The sequence below is a fragment of the Halanaerobium sehlinense genome (assembly GCF_055379485.1).
In genome coordinates this window covers 2,642,116-2,660,456 of sequence record NZ_AP042442.1, presented here as the reverse complement: position 1 = coordinate 2,660,456, position 18,341 = coordinate 2,642,116, and the positions used below count along the sequence as shown (strand labels likewise).

Below are 18,341 nucleotides of genomic sequence, written 5' to 3'. Positions count from 1 at the left end.
CTTTGTCTAAAATTAAAAGAGCATTAATTAGTGTATCAAATAAGGAAGGTATTGTAGAGTTTGCTAAAGGTTTAAAAGAATTTGGTATCGAAATAATTTCAACCGGTGGTACCGGCCTTATGTTAAAAGAAAATGATATTGAAGTTACAAATATTGATCAGGTAACAAATTTTCCTGAAATGATGAATGGAAGAGTTAAAACTCTTCATCCAGCAGTCCACGGAGGTATTTTAGCAGTTAGAGATAATGAGGAACATTTAAAAGAAATTGCAGCCCAGGATATTGAGCCAATTGACCTGGTTGTCTGCAACCTCTATCCCTTTGCCGAAACAATTGCCAAAGCTGATGTGACATTAGAAGAAGCTATTGAAAATATCGATATTGGTGGTCCAACAATGATCCGCTCAGCTGCCAAGAATAATAATGATGTAGCGGTTGTGGTAGATCCGGCTGATTATGAAGAGCTCTTAGCTGAAATGAAGGTTGGTAATGGAGGTTTAACTAAAACTCAAAAATTAAAGCTTGCCTATAAAGCTTTCCACCATACAGCAGAATATGATCAGAGAATTCAAAAGTACTTAGGAGAAGTTGTGCTGGATGAGGAGGAAAAGAAAGAATTACCTGAAACGCTTTTAGAGCGCTATGATAAAAGAGAAGACCTCCGCTATGGAGAAAATCCACACCAGAAGGCTGCCTTTTACTTAGAAACTGAGCAGAATGAGCCATCAATTTCCACAGCTGAACAGCTGCATGGAAAGGGAATGTCCTATAACAATATTAATGACACAGATGGTGCTTTAGAACTGGTTAAGGAATTTGAAGCAAAGCCAGCAGCTGCTGTAATCAAACATGCCAATCCTTGTGGAATGGCAGAAGCGAATACTCTAAAAGAGGCTTTTGTAAATGCTCATGCAGGTGATCCTTTATCTGCCTTTGGTTCAATCGTAGCTGTTAATAGAAAAATAGATGCAGCAACAGCTAGAGAAATTGCTGATCAGGATAAATTTATAGAAGTTGTTATTGCTCCTGATTATGATGCTGAGGCTTTAGAAATCTTAAAAGCCCGCTCTGATAAGATGCGTATTCTAAAAACAGGAGAGCTTTCAATCAATAGAGAGAAGCCAGGTTTCAGTATGAAAAAAGTAACAGGTGGACTTTTAGTTCAGGATAGAGATTTAGCTCAGACTACTGCTGAAGAATTAGAGGTAGTAACTGAAAAAGCTCCAACTGAAGAGCAGATTGAAGATTTACTATTCTCCTGGAAGGTAGTTAAGCATGTTAAGTCAAATGCAATTGTAATGGCCAAAGATGAGATGGTAGTTGGTGTAGGTGCCGGTCAGATGAGTCGAGTTGATTCGATGATTATTGCCGGGCGTAAAGCTGAAGGACGTCAGGAAGGTGGAGTTGTTGCTTCAGATGCATTCTTTCCTTTCCCTGATGCTGTAGAAAAAGCTGCTGAACTGGGCATTAAAGCAATTATCCAGCCTGGAGGTTCAATTAGAGATGAACAGGTAATTGAAGCCTGCAACAAACTAGGAATTGCAATGGTCTTTACGGGTAAAAGACATTTTAGACATTAAAAAAATCCAGCTAGAGTTGGATTAATATAAATTTCCCTAATCAATTCTCCATCTTTTATTTAATGGATTCTACTCAGCCATTAATTACTAGGTGGAGATTTTTATTATAGAACTATAATAAAATAATTAATTTATAAAGGAATATATTTATTAATAAAGAATATTATTTATATAGATAGAGTGCTAGACTTTTTTAACTTCAATAGGAAATAAATTAAAAAGTTCAATAATTAAATTATCAGATAAAATGGAGATGCTAAAGATGGAAAATATAATGGTTGGTAGACAACCGATTTTAGATAAAAATGAAAATCTGTTTGCTTACGAATTATTATTTAGATCATCAAAAGGTAATAAAATCATTGATGGCGAGAAGGCTACTGCGGAAGTTATAATGAATAGTTTAGAATCAATTGGTCTTTCTAATTTAACTCAAAATAAACCGGCCTTTATTAACTTTACTTCTAAAATGATTAAAAACAAAATATCTGATATATTATCAAGTGATTCTATTTATATTGAAATACTTGAAACAGTTGAAGTTGATGAAGAAATAATAAAAATTTGTAAAGAATTAAAAAGTCAGGGATTTAAAATAGTTCTTGATGATTTTGAATATAAAGAATCACTCATAGAACTTATTAAAATTGCTGATATTATAAAAATAGACTTTTTGAATACTACTAAAAGAGTTAGAAAAGAAACATTGTATTTAATTAAAAGCAAATATAATAAGAAAGTAAAGTTTTTAGCTGAAAAGATAGAAAATCATTCACATTTAAAAGAAGCAAAAAGATTTGATTATGATTATTATCAGGGGTTTTATTTTACTAAGCCGGACATTGTATCTGGAAAAAAAGTAGAACCTTTTAAAGAAAGTTACTTTAAGATAATAAAAGAGTTGAAGAAAAAGAATCCAGATTTTAAAAAAATAGAAAATTATATAAAACAGGATTTATCAATGTCTTACAGCCTTTTAAGACTAGTAAATTCTGCTGCATATGGATATGATATTAATTCAATTAGACAGGGGATAGTACTTTTGGGTATAGATAAATTAAAAAAATGGAGTCTTTTATACTCTTTTAAAAGTTTAAACAGCAGCAAACCAGATATTTTGTTAATTACCTCGTTAATAAGAGCTTATTTTGCTGAATCGCTTAAAAAACATTTCGATATAGATGAAGATTTATTTATACTTGGGATGTTTTCTTTAATTAACGCTTATTTGGATAGAGATTTAAAAGAAGTTCTTCCTCAAATATCAATGAAAAATGAATTCAAAGAAGCTTTGATTTCTAAAGAAGGTAAATTAGGAGATATTTTAAGTATTATAGAAATTTATGAAAAATCAAAATGGCAAGATCTGAATGATTATTCTTTAGATGTGAAATCAGTTACTGAAGAATATTTAGAAGCAATAGAAAATGCTGAAGAAATTTTTAAGATTACTTATTAAATTATAATATCCAAGATATTACAAAATAAAAAAACCGCCTCGGGAAAAAGGCGGTTAAAACAAGGAGAAAAGTATCTATTACTTTTATCTATGCTTAAAGCTGTCCTCTGCAACAGCTTCAAAAAGGGGATAACAAAGTTTATCTCTTTGCTACAATTATATAATAGCATTCGATTATTAGAAAAACTTTAAATAAAGATTAGAAAAAGATTAAAAAGCTTTAAATTAGTAAATAAATTTGAATAGTTTGATTGTAAACTATATTTAAAACAATAAAATTACTATTAGTAACAATTACTAATAGTTGTCATGGCAGGGATCATAAAGATGTTTTTTTTACTTTTAATCTTGACAAAACAAATTGGTTTAGTTATAATTAAAATCGCACGAAATTGAGAATCATTTTCAAAAACAAAATTTTAGGAGGATTTAAAGTGAAAAAATTACTTATATTAACAGTTTTAATAGGACTTTTTGTTAGTTTAGGAACTTCAGTTCTGGCAGCAGGAGAGGTAAACCTCTATACAAATCGTCATTATGATACGGATGAGGAAATACTGGATCGGTTTACAGAAGAAACAGGGATCGAAGTCAATGTGCTTAAAGGAGATTCTGATCAGTTAATCGAAAGAATTGCTAGAGAAGGCGAAAATACTCCGGCTGATCTTTTGATAACAGCAGATGCAGGTAGATTACATAGAGCAAAAACTCGAGGAATTCTGCAGTCTGTAAAAACTGAAGCACTGACTCAAAATGTTCCAGCTAATTTAAAAGATGAAGATAACTACTGGTATGGTCTGACCATGCGGGGTAGAGTAATTGTTTATGCTAAGGACAGAGTTGACCCATCTGAATTGGGTTCTTATGCAGATTTAACTTCAGATAAGTGGCAGGATGAAATTCTGGTAAGATCTTCAGCAAATATTTATAATCAATCCCTTTTAGCTTCTCTGGTTTCAATTTATGGAGAAGAATGGGCTGAAGAGTGGGCTGCTGGTATTGTTGATAATATGGCTCGCAAACCTCAGGGTAATGATAGAGCTCAGGCAACAGCAGTTGCAGCAGGTGAAGGAAATCTGGCAATTATGAACACCTATTATATAGGTAAAATGGTTAACTCAGATAATCCAGCTGAGGTAGAGGTAGCTGAAAATGTGGGTATTCACTTTCCTGACGGCGAAAATGGAACCCATGTCAATGTCAGTGGAGCTGGTGTAACAAAATATGCTCCAAATAAAGAAAATGCCGTTAAACTGCTGGAATATTTAAGTTCAGCTTCAGCACAAAAGTTTTTTGCTTCAGCAAATTACGAATATCCAGTTAATCCTGATGTAGAAGCATCAGAATTGCTTCAGTCCTGGGGAGATTTTGAAACACAGTCTATTAATTTAACTGAGCTTGGTGTTCATAATGAGACAGCAGTTAAGATCTTTAATCGAGTTGGCTGGCAGTAAAGAAAGGTTGGGATAATTATGCAGCTATTAAAGAGAATAAAGCAGGGTTCACCAGGCTGGTTTCTGCTGACAGCTTTAATAATTACCCTGCTTTTGATTCCAAATATAAATATTATAATTAACTTATTTGGAGAAGCCAGTGAAAACTGGGAGCATGTTAGAGATTACCTTCTCTTAAATTACTTTCAAAACTCCCTGATATTAGTAATTGCTTCCGGTTTTTTAACAGCTCTTTTGGGAGCTCTGCTGGCCTGGTTAATAGCTGCCTATGATTTTCCTGGCAGAAACTTTTTGAGCTGGGGGCTAATTTTGCCCCTGGCTATACCACCTTATATAGGTGCTTATATTTATCAGGGAATATTCAGTTATACAGGCCCCCTGCAGTCATTACTGCGGAATGAATTTCAACTGAAGATTTCACAGCAGTATTTTGATTTTATGAACATCAGAGGGGCTTTATTTATTTATACGATTTTTCTTTTTCCCTATGTTTTTTTAATGACCAAAGCTTTTCTGGCTAAACAGTCAGCTTCTCTGCTCGAAAGCTCAAGACTTTTAGGTAAAAGTGACAGCAGGATATTTTTTAAAATAATATTACCTTTATCAAGAGGAGCAGTTGTTGCCGGCAGCAGTCTGGTGATGATGGAGGTTTTAAATGACTATGGTGTTGTAAAATATTTTGGCATCAGTACCTTTACTACAGCAATTTTCAAAAGTTGGTTTGGAATGGGCGACCTGCCGACAGCAGTTAGGCTGGCAGTGATGGCGATGCTGGTTATTTTTGTGGTACTATTTATTGAAAAATTAATGCGGGGAGGCAGAAAATACAGTTATTCTACTTCTAATGTCAGACCTCTTAAACGGAGAGAGTTAAAGGGAACTAAAAAGATTTTAGCTCAGCTATTTACTTATGCAGTTTTTACAGCTGGATTTTTACTGCCGCTGGCTCAGCTTTTATACTGGAGTTTTTTAAGTCGAGGTGGAGAACTGCTGGAAACATTGAGTTTTGCTTTCTATTCTTTTTTGACTGGAGGCGGTTCAGCACTGTTGATTCTGGCTGCTGCAGTAATAGTTGCCAGCACAGCTCGGATGAGTTCCAATTTTATCTCAAATATTCTGGCCAGAATAACAATTTTAGGTTATTCTATTCCAGGAGCAGTAATTGCAGTTGGCATTCTGCTATTTATGCTGCAGCTTGATCAGCTGTTTATCTATTTAAATTCAATACTCGGTCTGAAAATAAATATTTTACTGAGCAGCACGCTAATTATGCTGATTTTTGCCTATGCAGTTCGTTTTATGGGAATTGCCTTCAATTCCGTTAACAGCGGCTACGATAAAATTGGAGAAAGTTATTTTGAAGCCGCAAGAACTCTCGGTAAGGGAGTAACTGAAAGCTTTTTTAAAGTTGATTTACCAATGCTCAAACCTGCTTTAATGAGCGGTTTTCTGCTTGTCTTTATAGAAATTATGAAAGAGCTGCCGCTGACTATGATTTTAAGACCCTTTAATTTTGATACACTGGCAACCAAAGCCTTTGAATATGCCTCTGATGAGATGATTTACAGGGCTGCTGATCTTTCATTAGTTTTAATTTTCTTTTCAGCGGTGGCAATCTATTTGATAACTCATCAGAAAAGGAGGAAAAATAATGCAGCTAAAAATTAGTAAGCTTACTTTTGCTTATCACAAAAAAGAAGAAAAAATAATTAAGGATTTTAATCTTAAGATTAAAAAGGGAGAAATTGCTGCTCTGGTAGGTGCCAGCGGTAGTGGTAAAAGCACTGTGCTGCGCCTGATTGCCGGGCTTGAAATACCTGAATCAGGAGAAATTTCTATTGCTGGTAAAAAGGCAGCTGCTGATAATATTTTTCTGCCGCCTGAAAAAAGAGAAGTAGGTATGGTTTTTCAGGATTATGCTCTTTTTCCTCATCTGAGTGTAGAGAAAAACATTGCTTTTGGAATCGATTTTTTAAATAAAAGTGAGAAAAAAGCAAGGGTCAGTGAATTATTGAAGCTTGTAAATTTAGAGGGCTTTGAAAAACGTTATCCCCATCAGCTTTCAGGTGGACAGCAGCAGCGGATTGCTTTGGCCAGAACCCTGGCTCCCGGGCCGGAATTATTGCTGTTGGATGAACCTTTCAGTAACCTGGATGCTGAACTAAAAGATAAGATCAGAGGAGAACTAAATGAAATTATTAAAGAAATTGGGATTACAACAGTTTTAGTTTCTCATGATAGAGAAGATGCAGAATTCATGCAGGCCAGAGAAATTTTAATGAGCTAGTTTTGGTATTTTAAATTCCTGAGCTAATTAGCTTGGGGGTATAATTAAATTAACTAAGAAAGAATATTAAAAATCTACTTATTAGTAATGATTACTGATTACTGTTATATCAGGGATCTTAAATGATTTTTTTTGAAAAATATCTTGACAAAAGTAAGCTTTTTATATATAATTTTACTTGAAGTTGAGAATCGTTTTCAATTAAAAATATAAGTTTCTAGTTTTAGTTCTTTTTACTGGTAATTAAAAACAGAAAAAATTCTGAATTAAAATTTAAATTATTATATTTTTTTATTATAGTTTTAGGTCAACCTAAAAAATGGGGGAAAAAAAGTGGAAGCGAGAATAAATTTATCAGAATCTCTTGAAGATTATTTAGAAACTATTTTCAATTTAATTAAAAAAAATGGATCAGCTAGAGTGACAGATATAGCAAATGATTTAGGAATAGCAGCATCTTCTGTTAATCAGGGCTTAAAAAAGTTAAATCAGGAAGGTTTGATTAGTCAAGAAAAGTATGGACCGATCAAACTAACTGATAGCGGCCTTAAGACAGCAGAAAAGATTCGCTGTCGACATCAAATTTTATACTTGTTTTTAAATAAGACACTTGGAGTTAGTAAGAAAACTGCTGATCAGGATGCCTGCAGTATGGAACATGCTCTGAGTGAAGAAAGTTTTTTAAAGATGGTTGATTATCTTACCCAAAATAATTATCTTAAAGAACAAAATTGTGCTTTTAAGCTGAAGGCAAATAAGGAGGAAGCAAAAATGGCAGCAGAAAATATTATGTTAGATAAGATTAAAGTTGGTTCAAAAGCAGAGGTAGTAAAAATCCAGACCAAAGGTCGTTTAAAAAGAAAACTAATGGATATGGGTTTAAATAGAGGTTCTAAAGTTGAAGTCAAAGGAAAAGCACCAATGGGGGATCCAATTGAAGTTAAGGTCAGAGGATATAGTCTAAGTTTACGCCAGAATGAAGCAGCAGAAATTTTGGTTAAGGAGGTTTAAAGTTGATGCCTTTAGCAATGTTAAGAGCAGGTGAGACAGCCTGCATTAAAGAAATAGTTGGCGGTAGAACTGCAAAGGGTAAATTAACAGATTTAGGTTTTGTCAGTGGTAAAAAAGTAAAAATACACAGAAGTTCAGGTGGTCCTTTGATTGTTGCGCTTGGCGATAACAGGGTTGCACTTGGTCGTGGAATGGCTCATAAAGTTATAGTAGATATTAAAGGATGTGAAAATTAATGGCTTTAAATAAAAGTAAGAGAAGAAATAGTGAAGTAAAGGTTGCTTTAGCAGGTAATCCAAACTCAGGGAAAACAACGATGTTCAATGAACTAACTGGTTCCAGACAGCATGTTGGTAATTGGCCAGGAGTAACAGTTGAGAAGAAAACAGGTAGGGCAGCTTATCAGAATTATTCACTGGAAGTAATAGATCTTCCGGGTACATATTCTTTGGGAGCTTATTCAGAAGATGAGGTAGTGGCGAGAGATTTTTTGACTGCAGGAGATTATGATGTAGTCTTAAATATTATTAACTCTTCTAATCTGGATCGAAATCTATACTTTACTGTGCAGCTTTTAGAAATGGGTGTAGATTTAATAGCAGTTTTAAATATGGCTGATGAAGCTGAGAAAAAAGGTATTAAAATAAATAAAAAGAAACTTGGTCAGATGCTTGGCACACCTGTTGTAGAAACTGTTGCCAGCAGAGGAAGAGGTATTGATAAGCTTCTAAAAGAAACTATTCAAAACCGTGACTTATCTGAAGCTGCGCTAAAGATTGATTATGGAAGTGAAGTAGAAGCTTTAATAACAGAAATAGTTTCATTGCTTAAGGAGTATGATTTTACTCGTAATATTAATCAGCGCTGGGCAGCAGTTAAATTGATAGAGCATGATCCTGAAGCGGTAAAACTTTTAGAAAGAGAAGTTGGTGTTTCTAAAGCCAAAAAAATTAAAAGTTTAATTGCCGAGAGGGAGCTTAAAGCAGAAGATGATTTTGACAACATTATTATTGATCGAAAATATGAATTTATAAATAAAGTTATTGCAGAAAGTGTTCAACGACCTGAGGAAGATCAGGAGCCGGAAAATGTATCTGATAAAATTGATGCAGTTATAACCAATAAATATCTCGGTATTCCGATTTTTATGGCTGTTATGTGGGGGATTTTTAAATTCACCTTTACACTTGGTGACCCGTTAATCGGTTATATAGAGACTTTTTTCGAAGCTGCAGGTGGTTGGATCGGCGGCCTCTTAGTAGGAGCTGGTGTTTCTCCACTAATAACTTCCTTTATAACTGATGGAATTATTGGTGGTGTAGGTTCAGTGCTGGTCTTTATTCCAAATATTTTCCTCTTATTTTTAGCAATCGGTGTTTTAGAGGACAGCGGCTATATGTCGAGAGCTGCTTATGTAATGGATAAGGTAATGAGTAAGCTTGGACTGCACGGCAAGTCCTTTATTCCGATGATTGTTGGTTTTGGTTGTAATGTACCAGGAGTAATGGCGACAAGAACCTTAGACAGCAAACGGGATCGTATTATTTCAATTTTAATTAATCCGCTGATGTCCTGTTCAGCCAGGTTACCGGTTTATGTAGTTTTTGCGGGTGCATTATTTCCCAACCACGCAAGTACAGTTGTCTTTTCACTTTATGCACTGGGGATTGTTATGGCAGTGATTATGGCGGGAGTTTTCAATAAATTATTATTTAAAGGTGAGAGATCACACTTTGTTATGGAACTACCTCCCTACAGATTCCCAACCTTAAAAGGTGTCTTTATTCATATGTGGGAAAAGGTAGGTGCCTTTATCAAAAAAGCAGGAACAATTATTTTCTCTGTTGTAGTTCTAATCTGGGTGCTGGCTAATTTACCGCTGGGTGTAGAGTATGCTTCAGCTCAGAGTTTGATCGGACAGTTTGGGCAGCTGGTGGCTCCAATCTTTGAGCCATTAGGCTTTGGCAGCTGGCAGGCAGCATCATCCCTTGTTTTTGGTATCTTAGCCAAAGAGGTTGTTGTCGGAACTCTCGGTGTTGTTTATGCTGCAGGAGAAGGCGGATTGAGAGCTGCTCTAACAGCAAACTTCAGTCCCCTGGCAGCTTATTCATTCTTAACAATGGTTCTGATCTATACTCCGTGCATCGCAACTTTAGGAGCAGTGAAATCAGAAACTCAGAGCTGGAAATGGCCTTTAATTACAGCTTCTTATTTGTTTGCTTTAGCCTGGGTAGTCTCCTTTGTAATTTACCAAGGTGGAATGCTGCTTGGTATAGGAAATTAAAAATTATTAAGCAGGCAATTTTAGTTAAATCAATAAGATTGTCTGCTCTTAAAACTAGATTTAATTTTTTGACTTAAGGAGGTTAATATTTTTATGGAATATCTATTCTTAGGAGTTTTAGGTCTTGGAAGTCTTTACTATATCGGAAAAAAAGTTTATGGTGGAATTAAGGGAACAGATAGTCCCTGTGCTGGATGCAGTGATAAAAGCTGTCCGGTGGCAGGTGGTAAAGAATATAATTTTGATAATATTGTGATTGATGATTAGTTAACTTTATAATATAGGAAGTGTAGACTTCCAGTTATTATTTTTAAAAGAGAAGAATTTACTTATTTTTAAATAAAATTTAAAGAGGGAGTGATTTAAATGATTAACCAATTAACTGTTTTAATTTTTTTAACTGTTGTGTTATATGGTGGGAACTCATTGAGACATTTAGCTTTCGCAGGAGACGGTTGTGGAGACTGTAATTGTGGTAGTGATGATTGCTGTGAGGATGATAGTAAAGAAATATAAGAATATATTTTTTATATTTAGATGATAATGAGAATCGTTTTCAATTAATAATAAGTTATTAATTTATTTTTTATTTAGATTTAAAATGAATTTAAAATACTTAATATAGCTCGGACTTAAGTGGATGGAAAATCAAAAAATTATATAAATTAATTTGAGGAGGAGAGTAGAATGTCATTGATGATAGTTGGTGCAGATAATTTAGGGTCGATTAGAGATAATGTTAAAAATTTGGGTTTTGAGGAGATTATCCACCTTGATGGACGTAAAAAATCAAAGTTTAGGAATTTCGAAATTCCGTCTGAGACAGATTTTGTGCTGGTCATGACTGATTATATTAATCATGCTGTAATGCGCAAAGTAAAAAGAGCTGCTAAAAATAGTGGAGTTAGTGTTATTTATGCCCGCCGCAGCTGGTCAGCAATTTATAAGAAGCTGCAGAGGAGAGCTGCATTTGTTCAGTAATTTCTCATCTAAAGGTGAGATGGATGATATTATTTAAGATTAATTTTTTAGCTTTAAATTTTTTAGTTTTAAACTTGAGTACTTTAATCAAAAAACCACAGGCCTTAGGTATTAAACTCACGGCCTGTGGGTATATAATTACTAATTTTATCTAATATAGAGTACCATTATATAGTAAAATCAAACTGCTTCCTGGACCATAATTTCTTCTTCAAAGTGGGTGCTGTTAATTTTCTTAATGTAAATACCCATTGTGATAATAGCAACTACAATACCGGCTATAACTGAGAAGTTATAAGCAAGCTGGAATCCTTCAGGTGCATAGAGAATATAGGTTACAGAAACACCTGTCATAAAGAAAGCTGGAATTGAAGCAATCCAGTGATTTTTGCCGCGCTTAGCAAGCCACATTGCTCCGGCCCATAAAACAACCATTGCCACTGTCTGATTTGACCAGGCAAAATATCTCCAAAGAGCATCAAAGTTGATCTGAGATAAAGCTCCACCAACAATAAAGATTGGAATAGCAAGCATTAATCTATTTTTAACAGATTTCTGTTCCAGTCCAAAAATATCAGATAAAGTTAGGCGCACACTTCTAAAAGCTGTATCTCCAGAAGTAATTGGAGCAGCAATTACACCTAACATTGCCAGAACTCCACCGACAACTCCCATCATAGTACCGGTGATTTCATGGACAACACCAGCAGGTCCACCAAGTGAAGCTAAGGCTTCATTTAAGCCGCCAGTTCCCTGGAAGAATGTCATAGCTGCAGCTGCCCAGATTAGAGCTACAATACCTTCTGCTACCATAGCACCATAGAAAATTTTGCGTCCTTCTTTTTCACTGGTAGTACAGCGAGCCATAATTGGTGATTGAGTTGAGTGGAAACCACTAATTGCACCACAGGCAATTGTTACAAATAATAAAGGCCACATTGGTAGTTCACCAGGATGAAGATTATTTAAAGCAATATTTGGGATATTATAATCACCAAAGATCAAGCCTCCACCAACACCCAAAGCCATAATTAAGAGTGCCAGACCGAAGATTGGATATAACTTACCAATAATTTTATCAACCGGTAAGAAAGTTGCGATGAAATAATAACCTAAGATGATCAGCAGCCAGATATTTACTCCCATAAAGCCAGGTGTTAGGTTTGCTAAAAGCAGAGCTGGTCCGGTCATAAATACAGTTCCAACTAAAACTAAAAGCACTATGCTGAAAACACGCATGATCTGTCTAATTGTGCCTCCAAGATTTTCCCCAATAATCTCAGAAATGGAAGCTCCTCCAGAGCGAATTGAAAGCATTCCAGATAGATAATCATGAACACCACCGGCAAAAATTGTCCCAAATACTATCCAGAGAAATGCACTAGGTCCCCATAAAGCACCAGCAATTGCACCAAAAATGGGTCCTAAACCAGCAATGTTAAGGAACTGGATTAAAAAAGCTTTTTTCCAATCCATAGCTATGTAATCCACACCGTCCTCCATTGAAATTGCAGGAGTTTCTCGTTCCGGCTGTGAATCAAAAATTCTGTCTACGATTTTCCCATAAGTAAAATAACCAATAATTAAGACCGCTAAAGAAATAAGAAAAGATGCCATTAAATATAACCCCCTAAAAGTTTTTTTATTACAAGTTAATTATACTCTGATTAGGGAATTAGAAAAGGCATCTTAACTGAATTGTAAAAATATTATACTCAATTGCATTATTTAAGATTTAACAGTTTATTTATCTGATCAACCTTTGATCTGCTGACAGGAATTTTGTGTTCAGAGTAGTCTTCCATTAAAACCTGATATTTACCTTTAAACCAGGGGATTACAGCCTTGATATGTTTTAGATTAACAATGTAGCTTTTATGGATTCGAAAAAACTGTTCTGGCAGCATATTTTCTAAATCTTTGAGCTGGAACTGGGTCATGTACGATTTTTTGTAACAGTGAGCCCAGACCTTTTTATCTTTTGTTGAAAAATAATAGATATCTTTAAAATCAAGCATCAGATAATAATCTTTTTCCATAACTGCAATTTTATTCAGGCATTTTTTTTGTCTCGAACTATTTAAGTTGGCAAAAAGATTTTCTAACTGCTGATTAAAATTATTTTTATTTTCCATAATTTCTTTTTTTGCTTTTTCCAAGCCTTCCTGCAGCCGCTGATCTGAAATTGGTTTTAACAGATAATCTACAGCAGACAGCTGAAAAGCTTCAACTGCATATTCATCATAAGCTGTTGTAAAAATAATGTAGGGAGCGTTTTGCTGCTGGTTTAAAATTCTAGCAATTTCGATTCCGCTTTGACCTGGGATCTGAATATCTAAAAATAGTAAATCAATTTTTTCTTTTTTTAAGATTTCAAGAGCTTTTTTCCCATCTGCAGCTTCAGAGATAACTTCAAAGTCGGATGCTTCTTCAATTAGAAATTTCAATTCATCTCGGGCCAGCTTCTCATCTTCGACAATCATAGTTTTGATTATCAATTTGCTTTTCTCCTCTCAAAAAGAAATTCAGAAGGAATATTGATTATATTGCGAGTACCCTGATTAGTTTTAGGTTCGATTATAAATTCAGCACTATTTCCATAGACAGAGTTCAGTCTCTCCTGAATGTTATTAATACCTATTCGGTCATTAGCACCTTTTTCAATTTCAGAAATTTTTTCACGAGAAATTCCACGACCATTATCTTCGATGGTAATTTGAAGTTTATCAGCTATTTTTTGGGCACTGATGACTATTCTGCCTCCCTTTTCCTGGGGATAGATTCCATGTTTAATAGAATTCTCGATTAAAGGTTGAATAATAAAAGGAGGAATTATTATATCTTTTAATTCAAAAGGTATTTTCCATTTGACTTCAAGCCTTTTATCAAGTCGAGCTTTTTCTATACTTAAATAGTCTTTACAAAAATCTATTTCTTCTGCTAAAGTTATTTGATAAACATCTCTTTTTAAAGTTCTGCGGAAAATACCTGCTAATTTTATCAGCAGTTCCCTGGCCTGTTTTGGTTTAGTTCTGCAGGTTGCAGCTACAGCATTTAGTGAATTAAAAAGAAAATGAGGATTGATTTGGGCCTGTAAAGCTTTTAGCTCAGCTTCACTTTTTAGTTCAGCCTGTTTTGATAATTTAGCAAGTTTAATTTGAGTAGCTAAAAAGCTTGCTATTCCTTCAGCTAATTTAATATCAAGCACAGTTATCTTTTGATTACAGCGGTATAATTTTAAGAGGCCATAAACATTATCTTCAATTTTTAAAGGAGTAATAACGGCATCAGTTAACTGACAGCTGTTATCTTTACAGTTAATATCTTTTTGATTGTCTATTAAAATTGTCTTTTTTTCGGCTATTGCTCTGCGGCTGGCTTCTGTTTTTAGTTTTTCATCTACTAAATGATGATCCTCTCCGGTTCCCGTAAAGGCGATGACTTTTTCGTTGTCAGTTAGTGATACTGCATCAACCTGGCTTTCTTTTTTAATCATTTTAATAATTTCTGCAGCAGCTTCTGGATTTAAGTCATTTTGGAGTAAAGGTAGAGAGCGATCAGCAATAGAAAGAACTTTTTCTGCCTGAAAGGCTCTAATTTTTTCATTATCTTCCTTTACTTTGTTTAGAATACTGATAAAAATAGCAATGCCCATACTGTTACTTAAAATCATGGGGATTGCAATAATTTTAACCAGTTCGACTGCCTGGCTAATTGGACGACTAAAGACCACAACAATAATCATTTCAATTGTTAGAGCTAAAATACCAATTAAAAAACCATCTTTAAAGTTAATTTCATTATTTTTATATTTTTTATAGAATAGACCACCGATTAGTCCACTGGAAGTTGTACCAACTGCACAGGCTAAAGCAGTAAAACCACCAAGTGAAAAGCGGTGTAGACCGGCAATCAAACCTGCTGTCATTCCAACAAGTGGGCCACCAAGAATACCGCCCATTAAAGCACCGATAGCACGAATATTAGCATAGGCGTCCATAATAATAATTCCCAAAAAAGTTCCAGTTATCGACAGCACAGCAAAGAAAATGGTTAAAAATATTTTTTCATATTTATTGAAATTATCATCAAAAATGTGTTTTACACTACTGAGACGGCTGAGAATATATGCAAAAGTAGCAATAACACTCATGCTTTTAAATAAGGTAAATAACAAGTCTAGAATTCTATTATTAAACATGATCCTCTCCTTTGAAAAGTCAAAGCCAGCACTTAAGTAAATAATACTACATTATAATTCTTTATTCAAATCTGATTGATTGCTATTATTTAATTGAATTGATATACTTAAGGATATAGTAGAGAAAATGTATTTAAAAGATTTAGGAGGTCAAAAATGGAAGAAGAAAATATGCGTTTTCAGCAGGGTAAAAAGATATCGATTATTAGCCTTATAAGTAATACTTTGCTTGCTTTACTTAAAATTTTTATTGGCTTTTTCGCTAATAGTAAGGCTTTAATTGCAGATGGTTTTCACTCTGTTTCAGATATGGCTTCAACAATAATTGTGATGGCCAGTATTAAATTTTCTGAGACTCCAGCTGATAAAAATCATCCTTATGGGCACGAAAAAGCAGAAGCTCTGGGGACTAATATTTTAGCAGTTATCTTAATTTTGACTGCTTTTTTTCTCGGGCGAGATGCAGTCCTGACAATTATGAGTGGAAATATTGCTGAGCCTGGAAGCTGGGCTTTATTTGCAGCTTTTATTTCAATCATAGTTAAAGAATTACTTTATAGGTTTACAATAAAAATTGGAGAAGAAATTAACAGCAGAGGTCTGATTGCAGATGCTCATCATCACCGTTCCGATGCTTTATCATCAATTGCGGCTTTAATTGGTATTGGAGGAGCAAAATTAGGTTTTAGATTTTTAGATCCACTGGCCGGGTTGGTTGTAGCTCTTTTAATTTTAAAAGTTGGCTATGAAATTATGCGTGATACTTCTTATGAATTAATGGATGGACGTCCTGCTAAAGAAAAAATTAATGAAATTAGAGCTTTAGCAGCGGAGATTGAGGGTGTGATTGAGATCCATGATATTAAGCTGAGGAGCTATGGCCCCAACTATATAGTTGATCTAAAAATTGTTGTTAAAGACCAGCTTTCAGTAGCTGATGGTCATAATATTGCCTGTCAGGTAGAAAATATGATTATTAATAATAGTGATGATGTTAAAGATGTACTGGTACATGTAGATCCACTTTCTGTTCATCAAAAATAAATTTACTACTTTATAATATGGGAGAGGGCTAAAGTGTTAAAAATTATTACTATTGTCAAAGATATAATAGAGAAAAATAAAATAAAATCTTATCTTAATCAGGCAGCAGGAAAGATTAATAATCTTGACTTTGAACTAGTCGAGGATTTTAGTGATAATAGGAAGGCAGTTAATTATCTTTATAAAAATAATGATATCGATATTATAATAGCTGAAAATCGAGAAGCTGAAATATTTTCGGGTTTAGATTTATTAATGCTGGCTGAAAAAGAATTTAAAGAATCAAGTATTATGCTTTTAACTGAAACTGATAAAGAGCTGGCTCTGGATTATGAGAATATCAATAATTTAACAGCTATTTTTAATAAAGATGATGGCTATTCGACTTTTGCCAATCTTTTATTATTAACAATGCTTAAACAAAAAAAGAAAAAAGAAAAGTTAAAAGCTAGAGAAGAAAAATTAAAGGACTATCGGACTATTATTGATCATACTCATGATGCTATATTTTTAATTCGAGTTGATTGTGATGATAATTTTTATTACAAAAGAATTAATGAAACCCATGAGCGCTTGACCGCTTTAACAAATGAAGAAATTAGAGGTAGAAGGGTTAATCAGGTTTTTAGTGAAGAAGTAGCTGCTGAATTAGAGGAAAAATACAGTAGATGTTTAAGAAAAAAAGAAAGAATTAATTATACTGAAAAAATAACTTTTCCAGCCGGTCACAAAGCATGGCAGACAACTTTATATCCTGTTGTTAGAAATGGAAGAGTAGAAGAGATCGTGGGAGCATCTTATGATATAACAGACTTAGAAAAGCAGGAAGAGAAATTAAATTATATTAAGAGATATGACAGGCTTACCGGCCTCTATAATAAGGAATATTTTAATCAATTATTTGAAGAATTGAATCAAAATAAAAAAGACAATTTAGCTTTAATTTTAATTAATGTAGAAAATTTTCATCTAATTAATAAATTTTTTGGCTGTCAGAAAGGAAATAAGGTTCTAAAAGAAATTGCTTTAATTTTAGCTAAAATAGGAGATGAGGATAAATTAGCTGCTCATTTATGTGCTGATCATTTTGCAGTTATTTTAAAAAACCAGAATAGATCTGAGATAGACAAAACTTTAACTTCGATAAAAAAAGAGTTGGCAGAAATAAATATTAATGGAATTTATATAGATACAGCTGCAGTTTCAATGGAAAAAGAAATTCCAAAGCTCAGTGCAAATAAGTTTTTTAACGATGGAGTCAGCAAAATAAATTTCAATAAATATAAAAAAAGTACAGAAAGCAAGTTTTACAGATCAATCTTAAATCATGTAGAAAAAAATAATTACTTAAATCTTAGGCAGGGAAATATTCTTTTAAAAATCTCTAAAGAGGCTGCAGAATATTTTAATTTAAATCAAAAAGAAAAATCTAAGCTGCTGCTTTTAGCAGAACATCATGATCTGGGCAAATTAGCTCTTGCAAAAAATATAGTTAAAAAAGGTGCCGAATTAACAGATTTAGAATGGCATGAGTATCAAAAGTATGTGATTAATTCAGCAGTTTTTGCTGCTTATTACCGGGATCTAGGCGATATATGTGATCTTATTTATTCTCATCAGGAGCATTTTGATGGGAGTGGTTGGCCTCAGGCTTTAAAAGGAGATCAAATTCCATATTTAAGCAGACTTTTTTCAGTAGTAAATTTTTATAGTAAACTAAAATCAAATATTTATTTTCCTCTGCTGAAAAACAAATATTATTTTGGGGCTTTAGAAGAAAAGGAGATTATTGATGAATTAAATTATTATAAAGAAAAAATATTTGATCCAGAAATTGTGGATAAATTTATCAATTTTTTAAATAATAAAAATAAATAGAATATAAACAAGTCAGAGATATGTTATCCACAAGTTACTAACAAAACAGGTGTTTTATCCACAGTTGTTAACAATTAATTAACAAAAAATGTGGATTAATCACCCTGGTTACCAACAGGTTATCCACAAATTGTGGATATTAAAAATGATTATTATTTACAA

General features: G+C 33.7%; 16 protein-coding genes. 13 read left to right on the top strand and 3 right to left on the bottom strand.

Features of this window, described 5'->3' with window-relative positions; translation table 11 throughout:
* The first annotated feature begins 2 nt into the window (after nucleotides 1–2).
* The 11 genes from purH to ACZ446_RS12895 all read left to right on the top strand — a co-directional run bounded on the left by purH (nucleotide 3) and on the right by ACZ446_RS12895 (nucleotide 11,056).
* Nucleotides 3–1,580: a bifunctional phosphoribosylaminoimidazolecarboxamide formyltransferase/IMP cyclohydrolase gene (gene purH, locus ACZ446_RS12945; protein WP_464392963.1), complete on the top strand. Its 1,578-nt coding sequence runs from the start codon at nucleotides 3–5 to the stop codon at nucleotides 1,578–1,580.
* Between the two features lie 262 nt (nucleotides 1,581–1,842).
* The gene (locus tag ACZ446_RS12940; RefSeq protein ID WP_464392962.1) at nucleotides 1,843–3,039 is read left to right on the top strand and encodes an EAL and HDOD domain-containing protein; all 1,197 of its coding nucleotides are present in this window, start codon (nucleotides 1,843–1,845) and stop codon (nucleotides 3,037–3,039) included.
* Between the two features lie 434 nt (nucleotides 3,040–3,473).
* Nucleotides 3,474–4,493 carry a Fe(3+) ABC transporter substrate-binding protein gene (locus ACZ446_RS12935; RefSeq protein ID WP_464392961.1) on the top strand — a complete coding sequence of 340 codons (1,020 nt, stop codon included), beginning with the start codon at nucleotides 3,474–3,476 and terminating at the stop codon, nucleotides 4,491–4,493.
* Nucleotides 4,494–4,511: 18 nt separating this feature from the next.
* Nucleotides 4,512–6,161, top strand: coding sequence for an ABC transporter permease (locus tag ACZ446_RS12930; protein ID WP_464392960.1), 1,650 nt, complete (start codon nucleotides 4,512–4,514; stop codon nucleotides 6,159–6,161).
* Nucleotides 6,145–6,780: an ABC transporter ATP-binding protein gene (locus ACZ446_RS12925; protein ID WP_464392959.1), complete on the top strand. Its 636-nt coding sequence runs from the start codon at nucleotides 6,145–6,147 to the stop codon at nucleotides 6,778–6,780. Before ACZ446_RS12930 ends, ACZ446_RS12925 begins: the two co-directional genes overlap by 17 nt.
* Before the next feature lie 333 nt (nucleotides 6,781–7,113).
* On the top strand, nucleotides 7,114–7,791 hold the full coding sequence (locus ACZ446_RS12920) for a metal-dependent transcriptional regulator (protein WP_464392958.1): 678 nt from the start codon (nucleotides 7,114–7,116) through the stop codon (nucleotides 7,789–7,791).
* A gap of 5 nt (nucleotides 7,792–7,796) precedes the next feature.
* Entirely contained in the window at nucleotides 7,797–8,027 is a 231-nt protein-coding gene (locus tag ACZ446_RS12915; RefSeq protein WP_464392957.1) for a FeoA family protein, read from the top strand.
* Nucleotides 8,027–10,075 carry a ferrous iron transport protein B gene (gene feoB / locus ACZ446_RS12910; RefSeq protein ID WP_464392956.1) on the top strand — a complete coding sequence of 683 codons (2,049 nt, stop codon included), beginning with the start codon at nucleotides 8,027–8,029 and terminating at the stop codon, nucleotides 10,073–10,075. Before ACZ446_RS12915 ends, feoB begins: the two co-directional genes overlap by 1 nt.
* 93 nt (nucleotides 10,076–10,168) lie before the next feature.
* Nucleotides 10,169–10,342 carry a hypothetical protein gene (locus ACZ446_RS12905; protein ID WP_464392955.1) on the top strand — a complete coding sequence of 58 codons (174 nt, stop codon included), beginning with the start codon at nucleotides 10,169–10,171 and terminating at the stop codon, nucleotides 10,340–10,342.
* Nucleotides 10,343–10,441: 99 nt separating this feature from the next.
* Complete coding sequence (locus ACZ446_RS12900) at nucleotides 10,442–10,591, top strand: hypothetical protein (protein ID WP_464392954.1); 150 nt, start codon at nucleotides 10,442–10,444, stop codon at nucleotides 10,589–10,591.
* 171 nt (nucleotides 10,592–10,762) lie between these two features.
* A complete protein-coding gene (locus tag ACZ446_RS12895; protein ID WP_464392953.1) occupies nucleotides 10,763–11,056 on the top strand; it encodes a DUF2325 domain-containing protein in 294 nt (97 codons plus the stop codon).
* A 180-nt stretch (nucleotides 11,057–11,236) separates the two neighbouring features.
* On the opposite strand, the gene ACZ446_RS12890 is transcribed toward ACZ446_RS12895, so the two are convergent.
* The 3 genes from ACZ446_RS12890 to ACZ446_RS12880 form a co-directional block, all read right to left on the bottom strand.
* A complete protein-coding gene (locus tag ACZ446_RS12890; protein WP_464392952.1) occupies nucleotides 11,237–12,673 on the bottom strand; it encodes a carbon starvation CstA family protein in 1,437 nt (478 codons plus the stop codon).
* Nucleotides 12,674–12,780: 107 nt separating this feature from the next.
* Nucleotides 12,781–13,554: a LytR/AlgR family response regulator transcription factor gene (locus ACZ446_RS12885; protein ID WP_464392951.1), complete on the bottom strand. Its 774-nt coding sequence runs from the start codon at nucleotides 13,552–13,554 to the stop codon at nucleotides 12,781–12,783.
* The gene (locus ACZ446_RS12880; RefSeq protein WP_464392950.1) at nucleotides 13,551–15,257 is read right to left on the bottom strand and encodes a LytS/YhcK type 5TM receptor domain-containing protein; all 1,707 of its coding nucleotides are present in this window, start codon (nucleotides 15,255–15,257) and stop codon (nucleotides 13,551–13,553) included. The genes ACZ446_RS12885 and ACZ446_RS12880 overlap by 4 nt, the downstream gene beginning before the upstream one ends.
* Before the next feature lie 156 nt (nucleotides 15,258–15,413).
* On the opposite strand from ACZ446_RS12880, the gene ACZ446_RS12875 reads away from it, so the two are divergent.
* Nucleotides 15,414–16,301: a cation diffusion facilitator family transporter gene (locus ACZ446_RS12875; RefSeq protein ID WP_464392949.1), complete on the top strand. Its 888-nt coding sequence runs from the start codon at nucleotides 15,414–15,416 to the stop codon at nucleotides 16,299–16,301.
* Nucleotides 16,302–16,334: 33 nt separating this feature from the next.
* A complete protein-coding gene (locus ACZ446_RS12870) occupies nucleotides 16,335–18,179 on the top strand; it encodes a sensor domain-containing diguanylate cyclase/phosphohydrolase (RefSeq protein WP_464392948.1) in 1,845 nt (614 codons plus the stop codon).
* The last annotated feature ends 162 nt before the right edge of the window (nucleotides 18,180–18,341 follow it).

What these genes read in the sequence shown, in the direction of transcription:
- ACZ446_RS12880 (WP_464392950.1), bottom strand. Translation starts at nt 15,257, where the DNA reads ATGTTTAATAATAGAATTCTAGACTTGTTATTTACCTTATTTAAAAGC.
- ACZ446_RS12925 (WP_464392959.1), top strand. Translation starts at nt 6,145, where the DNA reads ATGCAGCTAAAAATTAGTAAGCTTACTTTTGCTTATCACAAAAAAGAA.
- ACZ446_RS12890 (WP_464392952.1), bottom strand. Translation starts at nt 12,673, where the DNA reads ATGGCATCTTTTCTTATTTCTTTAGCGGTCTTAATTATTGGTTATTTT.
- ACZ446_RS12940 (WP_464392962.1), top strand. Translation starts at nt 1,843, where the DNA reads ATGGAAAATATAATGGTTGGTAGACAACCGATTTTAGATAAAAATGAA.
- ACZ446_RS12915 (WP_464392957.1), top strand. Translation starts at nt 7,797, where the DNA reads ATGCCTTTAGCAATGTTAAGAGCAGGTGAGACAGCCTGCATTAAAGAA.
- ACZ446_RS12905 (WP_464392955.1), top strand. Translation starts at nt 10,169, where the DNA reads ATGGAATATCTATTCTTAGGAGTTTTAGGTCTTGGAAGTCTTTACTAT.
- feoB (WP_464392956.1), top strand. Translation starts at nt 8,027, where the DNA reads ATGGCTTTAAATAAAAGTAAGAGAAGAAATAGTGAAGTAAAGGTTGCT.
- ACZ446_RS12930 (WP_464392960.1), top strand. Translation starts at nt 4,512, where the DNA reads ATGCAGCTATTAAAGAGAATAAAGCAGGGTTCACCAGGCTGGTTTCTG.
- ACZ446_RS12895 (WP_464392953.1), top strand. Translation starts at nt 10,763, where the DNA reads ATGTCATTGATGATAGTTGGTGCAGATAATTTAGGGTCGATTAGAGAT.
- ACZ446_RS12900 (WP_464392954.1), top strand. Translation starts at nt 10,442, where the DNA reads ATGATTAACCAATTAACTGTTTTAATTTTTTTAACTGTTGTGTTATAT.
- ACZ446_RS12875 (WP_464392949.1), top strand. Translation starts at nt 15,414, where the DNA reads ATGGAAGAAGAAAATATGCGTTTTCAGCAGGGTAAAAAGATATCGATT.